The organism is Aliiroseovarius sp. B-4 (assembly GCF_056857795.1).
Genome location: NZ_JBSXNV010000042.1, coordinates 142,766 through 161,355 on the forward strand (window position 1 = coordinate 142,766; position 18,590 = coordinate 161,355).

An 18,590-nucleotide genomic window follows, 5' to 3' on the forward strand; every position below is an offset into this window, starting at 1 on the left:
GTCAGCCCTCGAAGTCCACACCGTTGTCGCGCAAAACGGCACGTGCCCGGAACAGATCCCGCTCAAGAACCATCAGGCGCCGCGGCAGTATTCCGATCGAACCTTCCAGCGCGCTCATATGGACGTCCATCGTAAAGCAGTCTATATCCTCGCCATCAAGCAGGGCTGTGACAAAAGGGATCAATGTTGGGTCTGTTGTCCGAAGAAGCTCTCTCATAGATATGGACTTAATGACAGGGCCACGGATTTGTCGAGCCGGTTGTCGGGCAAGTTGACGGGAAGGTGATCATGCTGATCGAAGCTGCACATAAACCGCACGAACGTTTGGGCGCGTATCTCAAGGACGAGATGGCAGCAGTGAATGCCCTGATCAGTCAGCGTATGGCATCGAAAAACGCGCCACGCATTCCCGAGGTGACAGCACATCTGGTGGACGCGGGCGGCAAACGGCTGCGCCCCATGCTGACATTGGCGGCGGCGAAGTTGTGTGGCTATAGGGGGCCTTATCACATTCATCTGGCCGCAACGGTCGAGTTTATTCACACCGCCACGCTGTTGCATGACGATGTTGTGGACGAAAGCGGCCAGCGTCGCGGACGACCCACCGCCAATCTGTTGTGGGACAACAAGTCCAGCGTTCTGGTTGGCGACTATCTGTTCTCGCGTAGTTTCCAATTGATGGTCGAGACAGGTAATTTGCGGGTGCTGGATATTCTGGCCAACGCTTCGGCCACGATTGCCGAAGGTGAAGTGCTGCAACTGACCGCCGCACAGGATCTGGCCACGGACGAGGCGATTTATCTGCAAGTGGTGCGCGGCAAGACCGCCGCGCTGTTTTCCGCAGCAACCGAGGTGGGCGGCGTGATTGCCGGCGCAGGCGAGGCGCAGGTCAAGGCGCTGTTCGGTTATGGCGATGCGCTGGGGGTGTCATTCCAGATCGTCGATGACTTGCTGGATTTCACCGGCGGCGATGCGATTGGCAAGAACATCGGTGACGATTTCCGCGAACGCAAGCTGACGCTTCCCTTGATCAAGGCCATTGCCAAGGCGGATGCAGAGGAACGTGCGTTCTGGACCCGGACCATCGAAAAAGGCCGACAGCAAGATGGCGATCTGGATCATGCGCTGGCACTGATGCACCAGCATGGCGCTTTGGAAGACACGCGCGCAGATGCGATGGTCTGGGCTGACAAGGCAAAGGCGGCGTTGGCGGTGCTACCGGATGATCCCATTCGCGACATGCTGCACGACATCGCGGACTATGTGGTGGCGCGGATCAGCTGAGGCGGGCGGGTTCGATCCACCAGGCTGGCTGTTGATCCGAAAGCAATTGGGCCGCGCCTTTTGCGGCCTTGTCAGTTTCAAACAAGGCAAAACAGGTTGCCCCTGACCCGGACATGCGGGCAAGTCGAGCCTCGGGCAGCGACGCAAGCGCTTGCAATACGTCAGCGATCACCGGGGCTGTCGAAAGAGCCGGAGGCTCCAGGTCGTTGCGTTGGCTGGCCAACCAATCGATGAACTCGCGTGTCTTAATGCCGTGCGGCAGGCGCTTGGGCATGGGTGGGTTTGCCTTGTTTGAAAGCGCCTTGAAGACCGCAGGCGTCGGCACCTCGATGCCGGGATTGGCAAGGACGGCGAAGAGCGGCGGCAGACCGGGGCAGGGTATCACATCCTCGCCAATGCCGCGCATCCGCGCCGCCTGCCGCATCAGACATACCCGCACATCTGCTCCCAAATCGGTGACGCCTTCGGGCAAACAGGTGTCGCCAGTGATTTCGGACAGCGCGAGGATGGTCGCAGCGGCGTCTGAGCTGCCGCCCCCGATCCCGGCAGAGGCGGGAAGGTATTTGGACAGGATGATGTGAGCCGGGATGTCGAACAGCGCGGCGGCACGCACCACAAGATTGGTGTCATCCGTCGGTACACCTGTGGCGCGTGGTCCTGTGACCTCGAACAATGGTTTCGGTGCGGACATGACCGTCACCCGGTCGCCGACATCGGCGAACATCACCAGACTGTCCAGCAAGTGATAGCCATCCTTGCGCTGACCCGTCACATGCAGCGTCAGGTTCACCTTCGCGGGGGCGAAAACCTTGGTGATCGTCATTCGGCGGCGTTAAGGGGGGGCGCCCCTTCTTCTTCCAACACTACGTCCAACCCGACCTCAAGCTTGCGGCGGACTCGATCGGGGTTCATTTCTTCCAGATCCGTATCGTCGGTGACAAAGCTCAAGGCGCGGCTCCACTGGAACTCGGCTTCGCGTTGGCGCCCCACCGCCCAATAGGTGTCGCCCAGATGGTCATTCAGGATCGGATCAACGGGAATAAGTTCGACCGCACGTTCCATCTGTTCGACGGCTTCGTCATAGCGCCCCAAACGGAAAAACACCCACCCCAGGCTGTCAACGATATAGCCGCTGTCGGGGCGTGCGGCGACGGCGCGTTCGATCATGTCCAACGCCTCGTCCAGATTTTCTTGTCGCTCAACATAGGTGTAGCCAAGATAGTTCAGGACATTCGGCTCGTCGGGGCTAAGTTCCAGTGCCTTGCGGAAATCAGCCTCGGCAGCCGGCCATTCGTCAAGTTTGGACAGCGCTATCGCGCGCTGGAAATAGGTGGCCCACTGACCAGGCAAGTCTTCCGAGAATTCGGCGATGGCCTGATCATAGGCCGCACGCGCCTCTTTGAAACGGTCCAGTTGCATCAGCGTATCACCCAAGGCAACCCTGAACCGTAACGTCTCGGGATAGGCATCGGCCAGGGCGCTTAGCTCTTCGATGGCTTCATCAAATTTCTCGGATCGGCGCAGGACATCGGTGCGCCCCAATGCGGCCTCCTGATACAGAAGACTGTCCTTCGGGACGCGACCGTAAGCCTCGACCGCGAGGTCGTGACGCTCCAACTGCTCCAACAGTCGTGCAGACAGCAAGGTGGCCGTGGCGTTTTTCGGATTCAGGTGTTCTGCAAGGCGGCTGAAGATCAGCGCGATGGTCGGGTCGCTGTCGACACTGCGACTTTCGGCCACCGCGAAAAACAGTTCCGCAACCCCGTCATTCGGCGAGGTGATTCCGGTGAATGGCAATACTTCGCCCGCTTCCAGCCGGGCGATGATGTCGTCGACCTCCGGGTCGACCAGCGGAGAGGCATTGGCCTTCAAAAGCTCCAAGGCATCGGCGTGGCGATCAAGCTGGCTCAACACCTGTGCATAAGCCAGAATACCGCCGCGGTTCAGTTGCAATGCACCTTGATCACCTCCAAGAATGCTTGCGGCGCCTTCAAAATCGCCGACATGAGCCAGCGCGAGCGCCTTCTGGAATTGGGCGAAAGAACGGCTGTTGGGATCTTGCGACAAGGCGTCGAACACCTCAAGCGCCTGTGACATCTGGCCTTGGCCCAGATTGGCCCAGGCCGTGATCATCTGGTCGACCACGCCGGCCACTGAAATACCGCTTTCCAGCAGAGCAATTGCTTCTGCCCATTTTTCGCTGGCCAGTGCATCGCCCAGAAGAACAAGGCCCGCCAGTTGATTGTCGGGATTGATCGAGGCCAAGCGGTGTGCATACGGCAAGGCCTTGTCAACTTCGCCCAAGGCCGTATGCGAGACAACCAACCCTTCCAACACATCTGCGCGGTCCGGGTTTTCCACCAGCGCGCGCGTTCCATATTCGACCACTTTGGCGAAATCGCCGGACAGGTCGGCCTGCCGCGCCGCCAGATAGGGCCCCGCCGCATTGGCCTGCGCCATGAGGGGCGTGAAACCGGAAAGATAGATTGCTGCCGCCATGGCGGCGACAAGTTGGCGAGAGGCGGAAAATCTAAGGGGCACCACGGACAACTTTCATATTAGATGGCTTCGCAGGTCGAAGCATTGAGTTGGAACCTAATCGGCAAGCACGGCGAAAACAATGAGGGGTGGCACATGGCCACCCCTCACTTTTGCGTTTTTTCGGAACAGGGTGTTACATGTTCGGATAGTTCGGCCCATCGCCACCCTGCGGAACAGTCCAGGTGATGTTCTGGCTTGGGTCTTTGATGTCACAGGTTTTGCAGTGCACGCAGTTCTGAAAGTTGATGACGAAGCGAGGGTCTTTGCCGTCTTCCTCGACCACTTCGTACACGCCTGCCGGGCAATATCGCTGCGCAGGTTCGGCGTATTCGGGCAGGTTGACCTTGATTGGCAGATCGGGGTCGGTCAGCTTCAGGTGACAGGGCTGGCTTTCTTCGTGGTTGGTCGCCGAAAAGGAAACGTTGGTCAGGCGATCAAATGACAGTTTGCCGTCAGGTTTCGGATAGTCGATGATCGGAAAATCGGCCGCCTTACCGGTGGCCTGTGCGTCGTTCTTGCCGTGCTTGACCGTGCCGAAGGGCGAGAAGCCCAAAAGCGACTGAACCCACATGTCAAACCCGCCCAGCACCAGCGATGCGGTCAGACCAAATTTCGACCAGAGCGGTTTGACGTTACGCACCTTTTTCAAGTCTTTGGCAACGTCACCTGTGCGCAGTTCGTCTTCGTATTCGGCAAGCTCGTCGCCTGAACGGCCGGCAGCAATGGCTTTCAGGGCAGCATCCGCAGCAGCAATCCCCGACAACATGGCGTTGTGGTTGCCCTTGATGCGCGGCACGTTCACCAGCCCGACCGAACAGCCCAGCAGAGCACCGCCGGGGAACGAGGCTTTGGGCATCGACTGATAACCACCTTCGGATATTGCGCGCGCGCCGTATGCCACGCGTTTGCCGCCCTCAAGCAGCTTTGCGATCTCGGGGTGATGCTTGAAACGCTGGAATTCCATATAGGGATACAAATGCGGGTTCTTGTAGTTCAAGTGAACCACGAAGCCCACGAACACCTGATTGTTCTCAAGGTGATAGATGAACGAACCGCCACCGGCATTCTTACCCAATGGCCAGCCCATTGTATGAGTCACGGTGCCTTCGTGGTGCTTTTCTGGATCGATCTCCCAGATCTCTTTCATGCCAAGGCCGAATTTCGGCGCGTCGCGCCCCGCTTGCAGGTCATACTTGGCAATAATCTCTTTCGCCAACGACCCACGCACGCCTTCCGAGATGAAGACATATTTGCCGTGCAGTTCCATCCCCGGTTCGGTGTTGGGGCCATAGCTGCCGTCTTCTTCCAGCCCGAAGACACCGGCGACAACGCCTTTGACCTCGCCGTTGTCGCCGAAGACCAGATCAGAGCAAGCCATGCCGGGAAAGATCTCGACACCCAGTTCTTCGGCTTGCCCGGCCATCCAGCGGCAGACATTCGCCATTGAGACGATATAGTTGCCGTGGTTGTTCATCAGGGGCGGCATTGGCCAGTTGGGCACGCGCAGGTGGCCTGCCGGGCCAAGCACAAGGAAATTGTCTTTCTTAACCGGCACATTGATCGGTGCGCCCTTGTCTTTCCAATCCGGGATCAGCTTGTCCAACCCACAGGTATCCAGCACCGCGCCAGACAGGATGTGCGCCCCGACCTCGGACCCTTTTTCCAGCACAACCACATTCAGATCGGCGTTTTGTTGCTTCAGGCGTATGGCCGCTGACAGGCCAGCCGGGCCTGCGCCCACGATGACCACATCGTATTCCATGCTTTCGCGTTCAATGTCGCTCATTTTCTGTTCCCCGGATGGTCCGTTTCGCAAGATCGTTAGCTTGGCCCACCCGGCGGGTCAATCGGGACACTGCGTTACAACCGCATCCAAGGAGTGTTTTGCACCGATTTTCCACCTGTTTGCGCTGACATTCCCATTCGGCAATGTCGTGCCCATTTGCGACCACTTTGCTGAATAATGCCGTTGCAAATCGCGCGTGTTTGCTAGATTTTCGGCACAACCGGGTCGATTGCCCGCCAGAATGATCAAGACGATCCGATAATAACACTGTCAATGTGTCTATACGCATTGGCCACGGCAGAACGATAGGTCTCATGGATAAGATACCGCTGACGCGCGCGGGTCACACTGCGCTGAACGATGAATTGAAGCAGCTCAAATCCGAGGAACGCCCGGCCATCATCCGCGCGATTGCGGAAGCGCGCGAGCATGGTGATTTATCCGAGAACGCAGAATACCATTCCGCCCGCGAAAAACAGAGCTTCATTGAAGGTCGGATCAAGGAATTGGAAGGCGTCTTGTCGCTGGCCGAGGTGATTGACCCTGCGACCTTGTCAGGCGCGGTGAAGTTTTCGGCCACCGTGACGATCGTCGACGAAGACACGGACGAAGAAAAGACCTATCAGATCGTGGGCGAACCGGAAGCCGACATCGAGAACGGAAAGCTGAACATCAAGTCCCCGCTGGCGCGTGGATTGATCGGCAAGGAAGAAGGCGACAGCGTTGAAGTGCGCACACCCGGTGGCGAAAAGGCTTATGAGATCCTGAAGATCGAATGGATCTGACGCCGCGCGTTGCGGACACGAGGGACAGGATGAACGACAAGACGAAAAGCGGATCCGGAAGTCTGGGAACGGGACGTATGAGTGCGCTGAACGCACAGGTTCCGTCGCTCAGCGGGGGCGAGGTCATCGGCCTTTTGCTGTCCGGCCTGTGGCTGGCCGGGTGCATCCTGTTCTTTCTGGTTCTGGGATTCGGCAGCAGTGATGGCGAAGGCTTGTCCCAACCGTTGCAATTTCTGATGACGCTGGTGGCGGTGATTATGCCTGTTGCCGTGATCTGGGTCGCGGTTGCCGCGCTGCGGTCGGCACGGATCATGCGCGAGGAAAGCGTCCGCCTGAGCGCCGCGATTGACGCAATGCGCACGGCCTATATCCAGCAACAGCAGGGTTTCACAGGCACGCCTGCTCAGGCGTCTAAGGTCGAACAAAAGCTGGAAGAGATTGCAAAGGTCAGCCGCAAGACCGAAAGCGCGCTTGCGACTTTTACCTCGATCCGGCCCGGCATGCCGACGCTGGCCAACCCAACGCCTGTCAATCCAAGCCCGGCCATTGCATCCGATGCGGTGGGTCAGACCACTGCCGACCAAACAAGCCTTGCGCTGGGCACCCCGGTCGAAGACCTGAACCCACCCTTGTCGATCGAGGATTTTATCCGCGCGCTGCATTTCCCCGAAACCGCTGAAGATGCGGATGGGTTCCGGGCATTGCGCCGCGCACTGGATGACCGACAGGTCGCCGGGCTGGTGCAAGCTTCGCAAGATGTGCTGACCCTGTTGTCGCAGGATGGGATATATATGGACGACCTGCGCCCCGACCGTGCGCGCCCCGAAATCTGGCGCAAGTTTGCGGCGGGGGAACGTGGGCGCAGTGTGGCCGCGCTGGGTGGCGTTCGAGACAGGTCTTCTTTGGCCCTGACCGCCGGGCGCATGAAGCAAGACCCGATCTTCCGCGATGCGGCTCACCATTTTCTGCGTCGGTTCGATCAGACCTTTGCGGGCTTTGAAAAGAATGCCTCTGACGCGGATATTGCGGCTTTGGCCGACACACGCACAGCGCGGGCCTTCATGTTGCTGGGGCGCGTGACCGGGACGTTCGACTAAGCCCGGTTTGACTAGGCCCGGTTTGACTAGGCCCTGCGTCCACGCAACGCGACCGCACCGGCCAGATAACCCAGAACCGCGATACCTGCACTGATCAGCACGAAACCCGCGATGCTTTGCGCGCTTAGCCCCCAGATCATCACTGCCAGCGCGAAGGCGGCCAGCATCGCCAGTGCTGCACCAGCGACCAGCAAGGTTGCCGGTTTCAGCCCCTTGCGTGCACGCCCCCGCCACACCCGTTTCAGGGCATGAACCATTCTGCTCATATCTGCCTGTATGGCCACCAGCGCGGGCACCACCAGCAGCACAAGCACCATGCCAAAGCCCAGCCCATAGGTCAGCGTGATCACAGTGGGTTTCAGGAATTGAGCTTGTCGCGATGTTTCATAAAGCAACGGCCCAAGCCCCAGCACTGTCGTCATCGTGGTCAGCATCACAGGCCGCAACCGGTCTGCCGCCCCGTCAATGATGGCAGGCACCAATCCGCGTTCACGTGCGTATTCATCTATGGTCGTCACCAACACGATTGAATCGTTGATGATGATGCCCGTCATGCCAATCAACCCGACGACCGAGAACATGGACAAGGGCACCCCCCATTGCACGTGGCCGAAAATGGCACCGACCAGACCGAAGGGGATGATCGCCATGACCACCAATGGCCGCGTCCAGCTGGAAAAAATCCACGCCAGTGTCAGAAATATACCCAACAGCACCAGGATCAGGCCGGATTTCGCGTCCGACAGGAATTCCTGCTGTTGCTCGGCCAAGCCGCCCAGTTGGAAGGCGATGCCAAAATCCTCGGCCAGTTCTGGCAGGATTTCGGTTTCAATGGTGCGTTGGATTTCCTCGGCGCGGGCGGCGTTGTTTTCGTCGATATCGCCGGTCACATTGACCAGACGGATGCCGTTTTCGCGCTGAACGCTGGCAAACCCGGTGCGTGATCGGACCGAGACGAGATCAGCCAGGTTCACATAGGTGCCGCTGTCCGTGCGCAGCTGTGTGCGTTCCAGGAAGTCCGACGTCTGTTCGGTTTCGGGCAATTGCACCCGGATCTCAGCCGACCGGGTGCCATCGGGATAGCTGGCCGCCTCGATCCCGTTCAGGCGGTTGCGCAGCACGCGCCCCAGACCGTCGATGGTAAAGCCAAGCGCCTGCCCCTGCGCCGTCAGATCAAGGATCAACTCCTCTTTGTCATAAGACAGGCTGTCCTCCAGCGCCGAGACTTCGGGAAAGGCCGACATACGGGTGATAAACGCCTCGGATGCGGCTTTCAGCTGGTCAGATGTCGCGCCGTAAAACTCGACATCCAGACTATCGCCACCTGGGCCATGGCGGTTGCCACGGAATGACAACACCTCAAGCAGAGGGTGGCTTGCAACCGCTTCTTGCAGCGCGCCGACAAAGGCAAACGCACTATAGGGGCGCAGGTCCGCATCAATCAGTTCGACCGACACGGATCCAAGCAGATCGGTATCTTTGCCATCCACGCCGGACAGTCCGCGCCCGGCATTGCCGCCAATTTGTGCCAAAGCATGCACCACCGGGTTACGGCCGTATTTGCTTTCAAACTCGGCTGCCGTATTCTCGACCGCGTCCTGAACAAGCCGCATCATGTCGAGCGTGTCATCCTTCGTCGCGCCGGACACCATCGCAAAGTTCCCCGTGACAGATGACTGTTCAGGGGCGTTGAAGAAGCGGAACGCCAGATCACCGCGGATAAAGATCGACGTCTGGCTGGCAAGGATCATCAGTGCCATGGCAATTACCGGATAGCGGGCCTTGATCACCCAGCCCATCAAACGCCGGAATGCGTGATCACGCACCCACCGAAACCCTTTGTTCACCTGACGCGACGGCCAGTCGTACCAATGTTCCTTCACGGTGTGGGTCAGGGCGTGCGCCATGTGGTGTGGCAGGATCAGGAAACATTCGACCAGCGACGCCACCAGCACCACGATCACGGTAAAGGGAATATCGGCGATCATATCGCCAAACCGTCCGCCAATGGCGGTCAGGCCAAAAAATGCGATCACCGTGGTCAGAGTTGCAGAAAACACCGGCGGAAACATGCGTTTGGCTGCATTTTCCGCCGCCTCGATCGGGCCTTCACCCAGCCTGCGGGCGCGAAAATCTGCGTGTTCGCCTACCACGATGGCATCATCGACCACGATCCCCAGCGTGATGATCAGCGCGAACAGCGAGATCATGTTCAGCGTCAACCCCGACATATACATCAGGAAGATCGCGGTGGTCATCGCGACAGGAATACCCGCTGCCACCCAAAACGCGGTGCGGGCGTTCAGAAACAGGAACAGCAGCAAAAGCACAAGGGCCAGCCCCTGCAAGCCGTTTTTCATCAAGATGTTGATCCGGGCCGTGATCAAATCGGACCGGGTGCGCACCAGCGAGATTTTCACCCCATCGGGCAGCGTGGGCAGCAGTTTGGCGCGGACCTCTTCGACAATTTCCTGCATTCGGATGGCATCGCCTTGGGCCGAGCGGGACACGTTCAGCGCAATCGCCGCATCGTCGCCGACGAAATAGGATCGGTTGCGGTCAACACCTTCAACATTCACCTGAGCCACGTCACCAACGGTCAGTTTCGATCCGTCGGGGTTTGACCTTAGAACAATCGCCTCGATCTGGTCGGCGCTGCGTTTGGCGACGCCTGTGCGCACACGCGCAGCACCGGACGCCACGTCGCCCGCCGGGGCGGCGCTCACTTCGCCCGCGATGGCCTCGGCGATTTGGGCCATGGTAACGTCGTGCTCGATCAGCGACAATGAAGTCACTTCGACTACCGTTCGTGGCGCTTCGAACCCGCGAATACCGGTCCGTGTGACGCCACGTTCGAACAGGCGGATGATCATCTCATCGGCGAAACGCCCAAGTTGTTCGATCCCGACAGGGCCGGAAATGACAACATCCGTCACACTGTCGCGCCACGCGCCGCGCCTGACCTGCGGTGTGTCGGCATCTTCCGGCAAGTCTGACAGTTCATCCACGGCGGTTTGCACATCATCGGCCGCACGGGCGACATCCCAGCCGGGTTCAAACTCCAGCGTGATACTGGCGCTGCCTTCGAAGGATCGTGAGCTGACGCTTTCCACGCCTTCGACCGCCAGAAGGGCGGGTTCCATGACCTGCACAATCGCCTCGTCCACGTCTTCGGCACCGGCGCCCTGCCACGTGGTCTGCACCGAGACGCTTTCGATCACCACATCGGGAAAGAACTGCGCCCGCATCCGGGGGTAGGCGAACAGGCCAAGGGCGATCAGCACCACCAGAAGAAGGTTCGCCACTGTGGCGTGGCGCGTGAAATAAGACAGAAGGTTCAGATCGCGCCCCATTATCTAGTGTCCCATCCGCTGTTCCAGCCGCGCAAGCGTGTCTGCGGGCAGGATGCCAGTATCCAATTGGGCCAGAATGCGTTCCCGTGCATCTTCGGGCATCCGGTCATTGCTTTCCACAAAGCTGCGCAGAAGTGCGACCCGTTCGGGGGCAAGCGTGACCATCTCGGCCTGAGGCTCGGGTGCAATGCCTTCGCCTGAACGGACGGGACGGACACGGATGCCAGCCCCCAACGCGGGGGTGCGTTCGACCACGATTTCCTGCCCCTCAAGCGCCGTCGCGCGCACGATGACGTCATTGTCCTGACGGCGCAAAAGCTCGACCTTCGCGCTGCTCAGGCGATCCTCTGGCCCCAATACCAGAACCTCGTTCTGGGCGCTCAGCGCCGATGCCGGCATCAGGACAGTGTCCGGCAAGGCAGGTTCGGCCACGATAACGGTGACAAAGTCGCCCGGTCGCATACCGGGCGAGGGTTCAAGCGTGGCAAATATCTGGCGTCCGGTCTGGCCATCGCCGACATCCGCGCTTTCGCGGTCAATCCGTCCGGTTGCGGTCAGGTTCAGGCCAGCGGCCGCCAGCCGGACGGTTACATCAGTGTTTGCCAACCGACCATCGGCCCCAAGCAGGCGCGCATACTGGGCCGCCGAGACACGGAACCGAACCTCAAGTGCTGAAGGGTCAATGATGCGCCCGATCTTTTCGTTCGCGGCTACGACTCCGCCGCGCAACACTGTGACGTCCGTCAGAATGCCGCTGATTTCTGCCGTAATCTGTGTTTCTTCAAGACGCCGCTCGGCTTCGTCCAGCTGGATTTCGCTGCGTCGCAAGGCCGCCTCTGCGGTCGAGACGCGGGCCTGCGCCGTGATCACCGATTGACGCTTGCCCAGCACCGCCTGCTGTGCAGCCGATGCCGCAAGTGCTGCCGTTTCAACCGCCGCTTCAGTGCCCACGCCACGTTCGACCAGATCGCGCTGTCGGGTCAGGGCGGCTTCGCGCAGATCGGCCTGCCGTGTGGCATTGTCCAGATCGTCCCGCGCCAGTTCCAGTGCCGCGCGTGCGTCCCGCAGCTCTGCTTCGGCCTGTGACACGTCGGTTTTTGCCAGTTCCAGCGCAAATTCGAAATCCGTCGGATCAATCCGCAGAAGCGGATCGCCTTCGCGCACCGCCCCGCCGGTTTCGAAATTCGGTGCGATCTCGGTCACGGTGCCCCCGGTCAGGGCGCGCACGTCCAGTGCGCGCCGCGATGACAGCTCGCCATAGGCGGTTAACTTTGGCGCTATGGTTTGCGCCGTGACCGTCATGACATTGGCCGAAAACACCCGCTCGCTCGCGCTCGGTTCTGCGCTGTCGCGTTCAGCCCGAGCCTTGAAGGCTGAAGTTACCATGCCGGCAGCCAACGCAAGCAACCCGACGGTTAAGGCCAGAAGGAACAATCCGGTCAGGCTGCGGCCCAAAAATCGCATGTTACTACTCCACTGATCGCCAAAACATCCTGTCCTGCTCTGCCTTTACAGGCAAGTGGCGCGTAGTCACAGTTTCGGCACGTCGACGGTGTGCATATCTAGTAAGCTTCAAACGAACGAGAAGATCATTTCCGTCGCTTATGTTCGTCCAATCGCGGAAAAATTTCGACGAAATTGCACGGCATGTGACGATAATCCAGCTGATGCACCAAAATGTCGTCCCACGCGTCCTTGCAGGCACCGGTGCTTCCGGGCAGTGCAAACAGGTAAGTTCCATTGGCAACGCCACCTGTGGCGCGGCTTTGCACCGCAGATGTTCCGATCTTGTTCATCGAGATGATTGTGAACACAGTCGAAAACGCCTCGATTTCCTTTTCATAGACATCGCGATGCGCCTCAACCGAGACATCGCGCCCCGTCAGCCCGGTGCCACCGGTCGAGATGACTACATCAATGTCAGGGTCCAGTGACCAGGCGCGCAGTTGATCCGCGATCTGGTCGCGTTCATCGGGGCAGATCTTACGGTCCGCCAGAATGTGGCCCGCTTGTTCCAAACGCGTTGCCAGCGCGTCGCCAGATCGATCCTGCTCCATCTTGCGGGTATCGGAAACCGTCAGGATGGCGATCCGCACCGGAATGAAATCACGCGTGGCGGCTTGGGCGGGTGTGATGTGGGACATGGGATGATCCTAGTTGAGTGTAATCCAGTTGGGCGTCGGGCCGAGGTTCATGACCTTCGATGCCCCGATCTGGCCGCGCGCGCCCCACGCATCGTGAATGTGACCGCACAGCACCCATTTGGGTGCCAGTCGCGTCACCGCCTCCAGCACGGCGTGCGAACCAAGCGACCCCAGTTCGGAATGCTGATCCGCCACACCTTTGGGTGGCGAGTGCGAGATCAGGATATCGGCACCTGTGATGGGTGTCAGCATCGACCGGGCTTCGTCCTCGGTCAGGTCGAACGAACGCCAGGGGATCGCGGGCGGTGGTGGGATGGCCGCGCCGATACCAGCGATGGTCAAACCGCCAATCGTTGCGGTTTCGCCGTGCAATATCGTCACGTCGCTTCCCGTGAATGCGGCGCGAAGCTCGGTTTCCGTTTCGTTGTTGCCGGGCACGAACACGGCACGTGTGCCCCAATCGGCGAATGGGGCGACATAGTCCACCAGCCCGTCGCGCCGATGCGCATAATCGCCGACGCCAAGGATCAGATCGGCGTCGCTTGCGGCATCCAACAGGTTTCTTGCCGCAAGGTTGCTCAGGTGCAGGTCTGAAAAGGCGAGGATTTTCATGCCAGGTCTTTCATGCCAGGTCCCGGAGTTTTGCCTGAATGGACAAAAGATCGGCCCACGCTTCACGTTTGGCGGCGGGCGTGCGCAACAGATAGGCGGGGTGGGTCATTGGCATTACGGGTTTGCTCCATGCCTCCTCCCACCTGCCGCGCATACGCATGATACCTTTACGCCCCAACACTGCCTGACACGGTGTGTTGCCCATCAAGACAAGCACATCAGGGGCCACCAGTTGGACGTGGCGTTCCACAAATGGGACCATCATCGCAATTTCGTCAGGGCTGGGGTCACGGTTGTTGGGCGGGCGCCATGGCATCACGTTGGTGATGTAAATCGCGTCTTTCGACAGCGGCGCGTCGCGCCCCATACCGATGGCGGCGAACATCTTGTCCAGAAGCTGGCCTGCGCGCCCGACAAAGGGTTTTCCTGCAATGTCCTCGTCCCGTCCGGGGGCCTCGCCGATGATCATCACACGCGCGGCGGGGTTTCCATCGGCAATCACCGTGTTCCGTGCGCCGCGTTTCATCTCGCAGCCATCGAACGCTTCGATGGCGCCCCGCAGCGCGTCCAGATCTTTGACCGCTGCCGCCGCTTGTTTCGCCGACGCGACATGGTCGCGCCGCGGGGCGGCGGGCGGTTTTGCCGCGGTGACGGGGGTCGATCCGTCCGGTGCTGCCATGCGGGGTTTCGGCAAGGTCGGTTCAAGCGCGTAGCGGTCCACAGGCGTATCGCTGATCGCGTCCACCGCACCCAGTTCGATATACCATTCCAGAAGCGCTTTTGCGCTGTGCCAGTCTTGTGCCGATTCCATGGCTCACAGCCTATGTCCGGGCGCGGGGAAGGTAAACGGGGCGATATGCATTCCGGCGCGCAGGGGATGGACGCGACGCCCGCCCGATCCTATAAGCGCATGGAAACAGGACGGAGGCCCGTATGACATTCCGCCAGCGCCATCTTCTGGGCATCGAACAGCTTCGCCCGGAAGAGATAAAAACCGTTCTCGATCTGGCCGACAGCTATGTGGATCTGAACCGCTCGACGCAGAAACGCTCGGACGTTTTGGCGGGTCTTACCCAGATCAACATGTTCTTCGAAAACTCGACCCGCACACAGGCCTCGTTCGAGATAGCGGGCAAGCGTCTGGGCGCGGATGTGATGAACATGGCAATGCAGGCGTCGTCGATCAAAAAGGGCGAGACGTTGATTGATACGGCGCTGACGCTGAACGCGATGCACCCCGACCTGCTGGTCGTGCGTCACCCCCATTCGGGTGCGGTGAACCTGTTGGCTGACAAGGTGAATTGCGCAGTCTTGAACGCAGGTGACGGCAAGCACGAACACCCGACGCAGGCGTTGCTGGATGCGCTGACGATCCGGCGCGAAAAGGGACGGCTGCATCGCCTGACCATTGCAATCTGTGGCGACATCGCCCACAGCCGGGTGGCGCGATCCAACCTTATCCTTCTGGGCAAGATGGAGAACCGCGTGCGCCTTGTCGGTCCGCCCACGCTGATGCCCTCGCAAATCGACCAGTTCGGGGTCGAGGTTTATGGCGACATGGAGGAAGGTCTGAGAGACGCCGACGTGGTCATGATGTTGCGCCTACAGCGTGAACGGATGGACGGCGGCTTCATCCCGTCCGAGCGTGAATACTATCACCGCTTTGGTCTGGACGCCGAGAAGCTGGCCCATGCCAGGCCCGATGCGATTGTCATGCATCCCGGCCCCATGAACCGGGGGGTCGAAATTGACGGCACAATCGCCGACGACATCAACCGGTCTGTCATTCAGGAACAGGTCGAAATGGGGGTTGCCGTGCGCATGGCGGCCATGGACCTTCTGGCCCGGAACCTGCGTGCCGAACGTGCCGCCCAACCCGAGGATGTCTATGTCTGATCATGACTTCGAATTGGAACCCCGTTTGGAAAATCAGACCGGCCCCGAGCTTGAGCCGGGCGAGCGCCTGATCGAAAGTTTTTCCGGCAACCTGACCACCTATGTCAAAGAACATGTTCTGCTGGCTGCGCTGGGGTCGGTGCTGATGTCAGGCATCCTGATCTATCTGGGCAATCCCCATGCCTGGACCGGTGTTGTCGGGGCCGTCGCAGCCATCGCTGTGCGGGGGCTCTATGTCGCCCGCGAGCAGTTGGGATTTACGTGGTATCTGACCAACCGGCGGTTGATCGGGCCGGGCAATCGGACGATCCTTCTGGGCAATGTTCAAAAGGTGAATGTCATCTTCTCGGCCGCTCAGGTGGTGACGCGGACCGGCGACAAGTACATGTTGAAATATCAGGCCGACACCAAGGCCACTCAAGCCGCGATTGACCGCGCACGCGGGGTGATGGGGGACACTGCATGACAACGACTTTCACCAATGCGCGCCTGATTGATCCTGATACTGGCACTGACGCGCTGGGCTGTCTGACCATCGAGGATGGCTTGATCACCGGTGTAAATGATGGGGAAAACGGCGAGGTGTTCGACTGTGGCGGAAAATGTCTTGCCCCCGGCATTGTCGATATCGGCGTAAAGATCGGTGAGCCGGGGGAACGCCACAAGGAGAGTTTTCGCAGTGCGGGGCTGGCGGCGGCGGCGGGCGGAGTCACGACAATGGTCATTCGCCCGGATACGACACCGGCCGTGGACACCCCTGAAGCGCTGGCATTCGTGGCGCGGCGGGCTTCGCAGGCTGCACCCGTCAACGTGCATTCCATGGCCGCACTGACCAAGGGACGCGCAGGCCGCGAGATGGTTGAAATGGGCTTCATGCTGGACGCCGGTGCTGTCGCCTTCACCGATTGCGATCATGTCGTCACCGACAACAAGGTGTATTCCCGCGCCATGACTTATGCGCGCAGTCTTGGCGCATTGATCATCGGCCACCCCCAAGACCCGAACATGTCCAAGGGGGCCGCTGTGACCTCGGGCAAGTTCGCGTCGTTGCGCGGTTTGCCCGCCGTCAACCCCATGGCCGAGCGGATGGGGCTGGAACGTGATCTGGCCTTGGTCGAAATGACCGGCGTCTCCTACCACGCCGATAACCTGTCCACCGCCCATGCGCTGCCTGCTTTGGAGCGTGCCAAAGCCGCCGGGCTGGACGTGACCGCCGGTGTCAACATCCACCACCTGACGCTGAACGAGTTGGACGTGGGCGACTATCGCACCTTCTTCAAGGTCAAACCACCTCTGCGATCCGAAGAAGACCGGCTGGCGATGGCCGAAGCCGTGGCGATGGGTCTGATTGACGTCATCTCGTCCATGCACACGCCGCAGGACGAGGAAAGCAAACGCCTGCCGTTTGAAGAAGCGGCCTCGGGCGCAGTGGCCTTGGAAACGCTTCTGCCCGCAGCCATGCGGTTGGTCCATGCTGGATTGATTGACCTGCCGACACTCTGGTGTGCGCTGTCCCTGAACCCTGCGCGTCGTTTCAGCCTGCCGGGTGGCGAGCTGTCCGTGGGTGCCCCTGCTGATCTGGTTCTCTTTGACCCCGATGCGCCCTTCGTGCTGGACAGGTTCAAGCTGAACTCGAAATCCAAGAACACGCCATTTGACGGCGCGCGGATGGAGGGGCGGGTGCTTGGCACATGGGTCGGTGGCGAACGCGTATTTGGGGGCGTCGATGCCTGAGTTGCTCACCCAACTGCCCGTGCTCGTGGCGGTCGCGGCCGTGGGCTATCTTCTCGGCTCGATCCCTTTCGGCATCGTCATGGCGCGTCTGTTTGGACTGGGCGATCTGCGTCAAATCGGATCAGGCAACATCGGCGCAACCAACGTGCTGCGCACCGGGAATAAGCCTGCTGCCTTGCTTACCTTGCTGGGTGATGCTGGAAAAGGGGCGGCGGCGGTGTTGATTGCACGGGCGCTGTTTGCGGATGACGCTGCCCAAATCGCCGGGTTCGCGGCCTTTCTGGGCCATTGTTTCCCCATATTTCTGGGTTTCAACGGTGGCAAGGGGGTTGCCACTTGGCTTGGTACGATGTTGGCGCTGGCCTGGCCGGTCGGGCTGACCGCCTGTATCACTTGGCTTGTGGTCGCCCTGTTGTTCCGCGTCTCGTCGCTTGCCGCCTTGGCGGCGGCTGCCTTGTCGCCGATTTGGGCGATGTTGCTGGGCTTTCCGAGTTACGTGGTTCTGTCGATCGCGCTTGCGTTGTTGATTTTCCTGCGTCATCGCGCAAACATCGAACGACTGATCGCCGGGGACGAACCCCGTATCGGCGGCAAGAAGTAACCTGCACAGGGGACAGATCATGAGCTTTATGGAATCAATTCGGGCGTGTTTTTCGAAATACGTTACATTCAGCGGGCGCGCCCAAAGGTCAGAGTTCTGGTTCTTTGCGCTTTTTGTTTTTGCCGGGCAGATCATTCTTGGCATTTTTGACAGCTTCCTGTTCGGAACCGTGACAACCATGGAAGGCGGATTCGAAGCGCAAACCTCCACCCCGATATTGTCCGGGCTGTTTGGCTTGGCGACCTTGCTGCCCATGATCTCGGTGGCGGTGCGCAGGCTGCATGACACAGATCGCAGCGGTTGGTGGTATTGGCTGGCCCTGATCCCGCTGATCGGTATCATCATCCTTATCGTCTGGTATGCCAGCAAGGGCACGAATGGCGCCAACAAATATGGCCCCGATCCGTTGGGTGGGGGTGGCTATGATGACCCAAACGAGGGATCTTATGCCGCGTCGTCCATTCCGCGTGTGGGTGATCAGGGTTAATCAATCCGAAACACTTTGTCCCGGGATCTCGCGCCTTGGATCAGAACAAGGCGCGATGTCGCGATCCCCAGCACCTGTGCCAACAGCTTGATGACGGCTTTCGTCGCCTTGCCATCCTCTGGGACGGTTGTGACCGAGACGCGAATCTGACCGTCCCGTTCTTCAACTTGATTGCGCGCGGCCTTGGGTGTGACACGCACCGACAGCAGCGCGCCCGGTTTGGCCAGATATGACAGGTCGCCTTTCTTCATGGCGTAATCCTGTCGTGTG

The 18,590-nt window shown here is 59.8% G+C and carries 18 protein-coding genes; 8 read left to right on the forward strand and 10 right to left on the reverse strand.

What is annotated here, in order from left to right; genetic code table 11:
- Position 1: 1 nt before the first annotated feature.
- Entirely contained in the window at positions 2-217 is a 216-nt protein-coding gene (locus tag AC13C8_RS19150) for a putative signal transducing protein (protein ID WP_091431613.1), read from the reverse strand.
- Between the two features lie 71 nt (positions 218-288).
- Here AC13C8_RS19150 and AC13C8_RS19155 point away from each other — a divergent pair, with 71 nt between their 5' ends.
- Positions 289-1,284: a polyprenyl synthetase family protein gene (locus AC13C8_RS19155; protein ID WP_091431611.1), complete on the forward strand. Its 996-nt coding sequence runs from the start codon at positions 289-291 to the stop codon at positions 1,282-1,284.
- Here the strand turns inward: AC13C8_RS19155 and AC13C8_RS19160 are convergent.
- The 3 genes from AC13C8_RS19160 to AC13C8_RS19170 all read right to left on the reverse strand — a co-directional run bounded on the left by AC13C8_RS19160 (position 1,277) and on the right by AC13C8_RS19170 (position 5,611).
- Entirely contained in the window at positions 1,277-2,101 is an 825-nt protein-coding gene (locus AC13C8_RS19160) for a 4-(cytidine 5'-diphospho)-2-C-methyl-D-erythritol kinase (RefSeq protein WP_482848789.1), read from the reverse strand. The genes AC13C8_RS19155 and AC13C8_RS19160 overlap by 8 nt on opposite strands.
- 2 nt (positions 2,102-2,103) lie before the next feature.
- Positions 2,104-3,825, reverse strand: coding sequence for a tetratricopeptide repeat protein (locus tag AC13C8_RS19165; RefSeq protein WP_245744748.1), 1,722 nt, complete (start codon positions 3,823-3,825; stop codon positions 2,104-2,106).
- 133 nt (positions 3,826-3,958) lie between these two features.
- Positions 3,959-5,611 carry an electron transfer flavoprotein-ubiquinone oxidoreductase gene (locus AC13C8_RS19170; protein ID WP_482848732.1) on the reverse strand — a complete coding sequence of 551 codons (1,653 nt, stop codon included), beginning with the start codon at positions 5,609-5,611 and terminating at the stop codon, positions 3,959-3,961.
- 314 nt (positions 5,612-5,925) lie between these two features.
- Between AC13C8_RS19170 and greA the strand changes: the two genes are divergently transcribed.
- Positions 5,926-6,396 (forward strand): transcription elongation factor GreA, encoded by a 471-nt coding sequence (gene greA, locus AC13C8_RS19175; RefSeq protein WP_091431606.1) that lies wholly within the window; start codon positions 5,926-5,928, stop codon positions 6,394-6,396.
- A 77-nt stretch (positions 6,397-6,473) separates the two neighbouring features.
- Positions 6,474-7,493: a hypothetical protein gene (locus tag AC13C8_RS19180; protein ID WP_245744781.1), complete on the forward strand. Its 1,020-nt coding sequence runs from the start codon at positions 6,474-6,476 to the stop codon at positions 7,491-7,493.
- A gap of 26 nt (positions 7,494-7,519) precedes the next feature.
- On the opposite strand, the gene AC13C8_RS19185 is transcribed toward AC13C8_RS19180, so the two are convergent.
- The 5 genes from AC13C8_RS19185 to AC13C8_RS19205 all read right to left on the reverse strand — a co-directional run bounded on the left by AC13C8_RS19185 (position 7,520) and on the right by AC13C8_RS19205 (position 14,413).
- Positions 7,520-10,846 (reverse strand): efflux RND transporter permease subunit, encoded by a 3,327-nt coding sequence (locus AC13C8_RS19185; RefSeq protein WP_482848733.1) that lies wholly within the window; start codon positions 10,844-10,846, stop codon positions 7,520-7,522.
- A 3-nt stretch (positions 10,847-10,849) separates the two neighbouring features.
- Positions 10,850-12,310, reverse strand: a complete 1,461-nt coding sequence (locus tag AC13C8_RS19190) for an efflux RND transporter periplasmic adaptor subunit (RefSeq protein ID WP_482848734.1) — start codon at positions 12,308-12,310, stop codon at positions 10,850-10,852.
- Positions 12,311-12,435: 125 nt separating this feature from the next.
- Complete coding sequence (moaB, locus tag AC13C8_RS19195) at positions 12,436-12,990, reverse strand: molybdenum cofactor biosynthesis protein B (protein WP_482848735.1); 555 nt, start codon at positions 12,988-12,990, stop codon at positions 12,436-12,438.
- A 9-nt stretch (positions 12,991-12,999) separates the two neighbouring features.
- Complete coding sequence (locus tag AC13C8_RS19200) at positions 13,000-13,602, reverse strand: metallophosphoesterase family protein (RefSeq protein ID WP_091431598.1); 603 nt, start codon at positions 13,600-13,602, stop codon at positions 13,000-13,002.
- A gap of 10 nt (positions 13,603-13,612) precedes the next feature.
- On the reverse strand, positions 13,613-14,413 hold the full coding sequence (locus AC13C8_RS19205) for a uracil-DNA glycosylase (protein WP_091431596.1): 801 nt from the start codon (positions 14,411-14,413) through the stop codon (positions 13,613-13,615).
- A 122-nt stretch (positions 14,414-14,535) separates the two neighbouring features.
- Here AC13C8_RS19205 and AC13C8_RS19210 point away from each other — a divergent pair, with 122 nt between their 5' ends.
- The 5 genes from AC13C8_RS19210 to AC13C8_RS19230 are packed head-to-tail and all read left to right on the forward strand — an operon-like array spanning position 14,536 to position 18,320.
- Positions 14,536-15,498, forward strand: coding sequence for an aspartate carbamoyltransferase catalytic subunit (locus AC13C8_RS19210; RefSeq protein WP_482848736.1), 963 nt, complete (start codon positions 14,536-14,538; stop codon positions 15,496-15,498).
- Entirely contained in the window at positions 15,491-15,964 is a 474-nt protein-coding gene (locus AC13C8_RS19215; RefSeq protein ID WP_091431593.1) for a hypothetical protein, read from the forward strand. The genes AC13C8_RS19210 and AC13C8_RS19215 overlap by 8 nt, the downstream gene beginning before the upstream one ends.
- Positions 15,961-17,232 carry a dihydroorotase gene (gene pyrC, locus AC13C8_RS19220; RefSeq protein ID WP_482848737.1) on the forward strand — a complete coding sequence of 424 codons (1,272 nt, stop codon included), beginning with the start codon at positions 15,961-15,963 and terminating at the stop codon, positions 17,230-17,232. Before AC13C8_RS19215 ends, pyrC begins: the two co-directional genes overlap by 4 nt.
- Positions 17,225-17,833 (forward strand): glycerol-3-phosphate 1-O-acyltransferase PlsY, encoded by a 609-nt coding sequence (plsY, locus tag AC13C8_RS19225; RefSeq protein ID WP_091431590.1) that lies wholly within the window; start codon positions 17,225-17,227, stop codon positions 17,831-17,833. Before pyrC ends, plsY begins: the two co-directional genes overlap by 8 nt.
- A 19-nt stretch (positions 17,834-17,852) precedes the next feature.
- Positions 17,853-18,320, forward strand: a complete 468-nt coding sequence (locus AC13C8_RS19230) for a DUF805 domain-containing protein (protein ID WP_482848738.1) — start codon at positions 17,853-17,855, stop codon at positions 18,318-18,320.
- Here AC13C8_RS19230 and AC13C8_RS19235 read toward each other — a convergent pair.
- Complete coding sequence (locus AC13C8_RS19235; protein WP_091431587.1) at positions 18,317-18,571, reverse strand: DUF167 domain-containing protein; 255 nt, start codon at positions 18,569-18,571, stop codon at positions 18,317-18,319. The two genes, AC13C8_RS19230 and AC13C8_RS19235, sit on opposite strands and share 4 nt — an antisense overlap.
- Positions 18,572-18,590 lie beyond the last annotated feature (19 nt).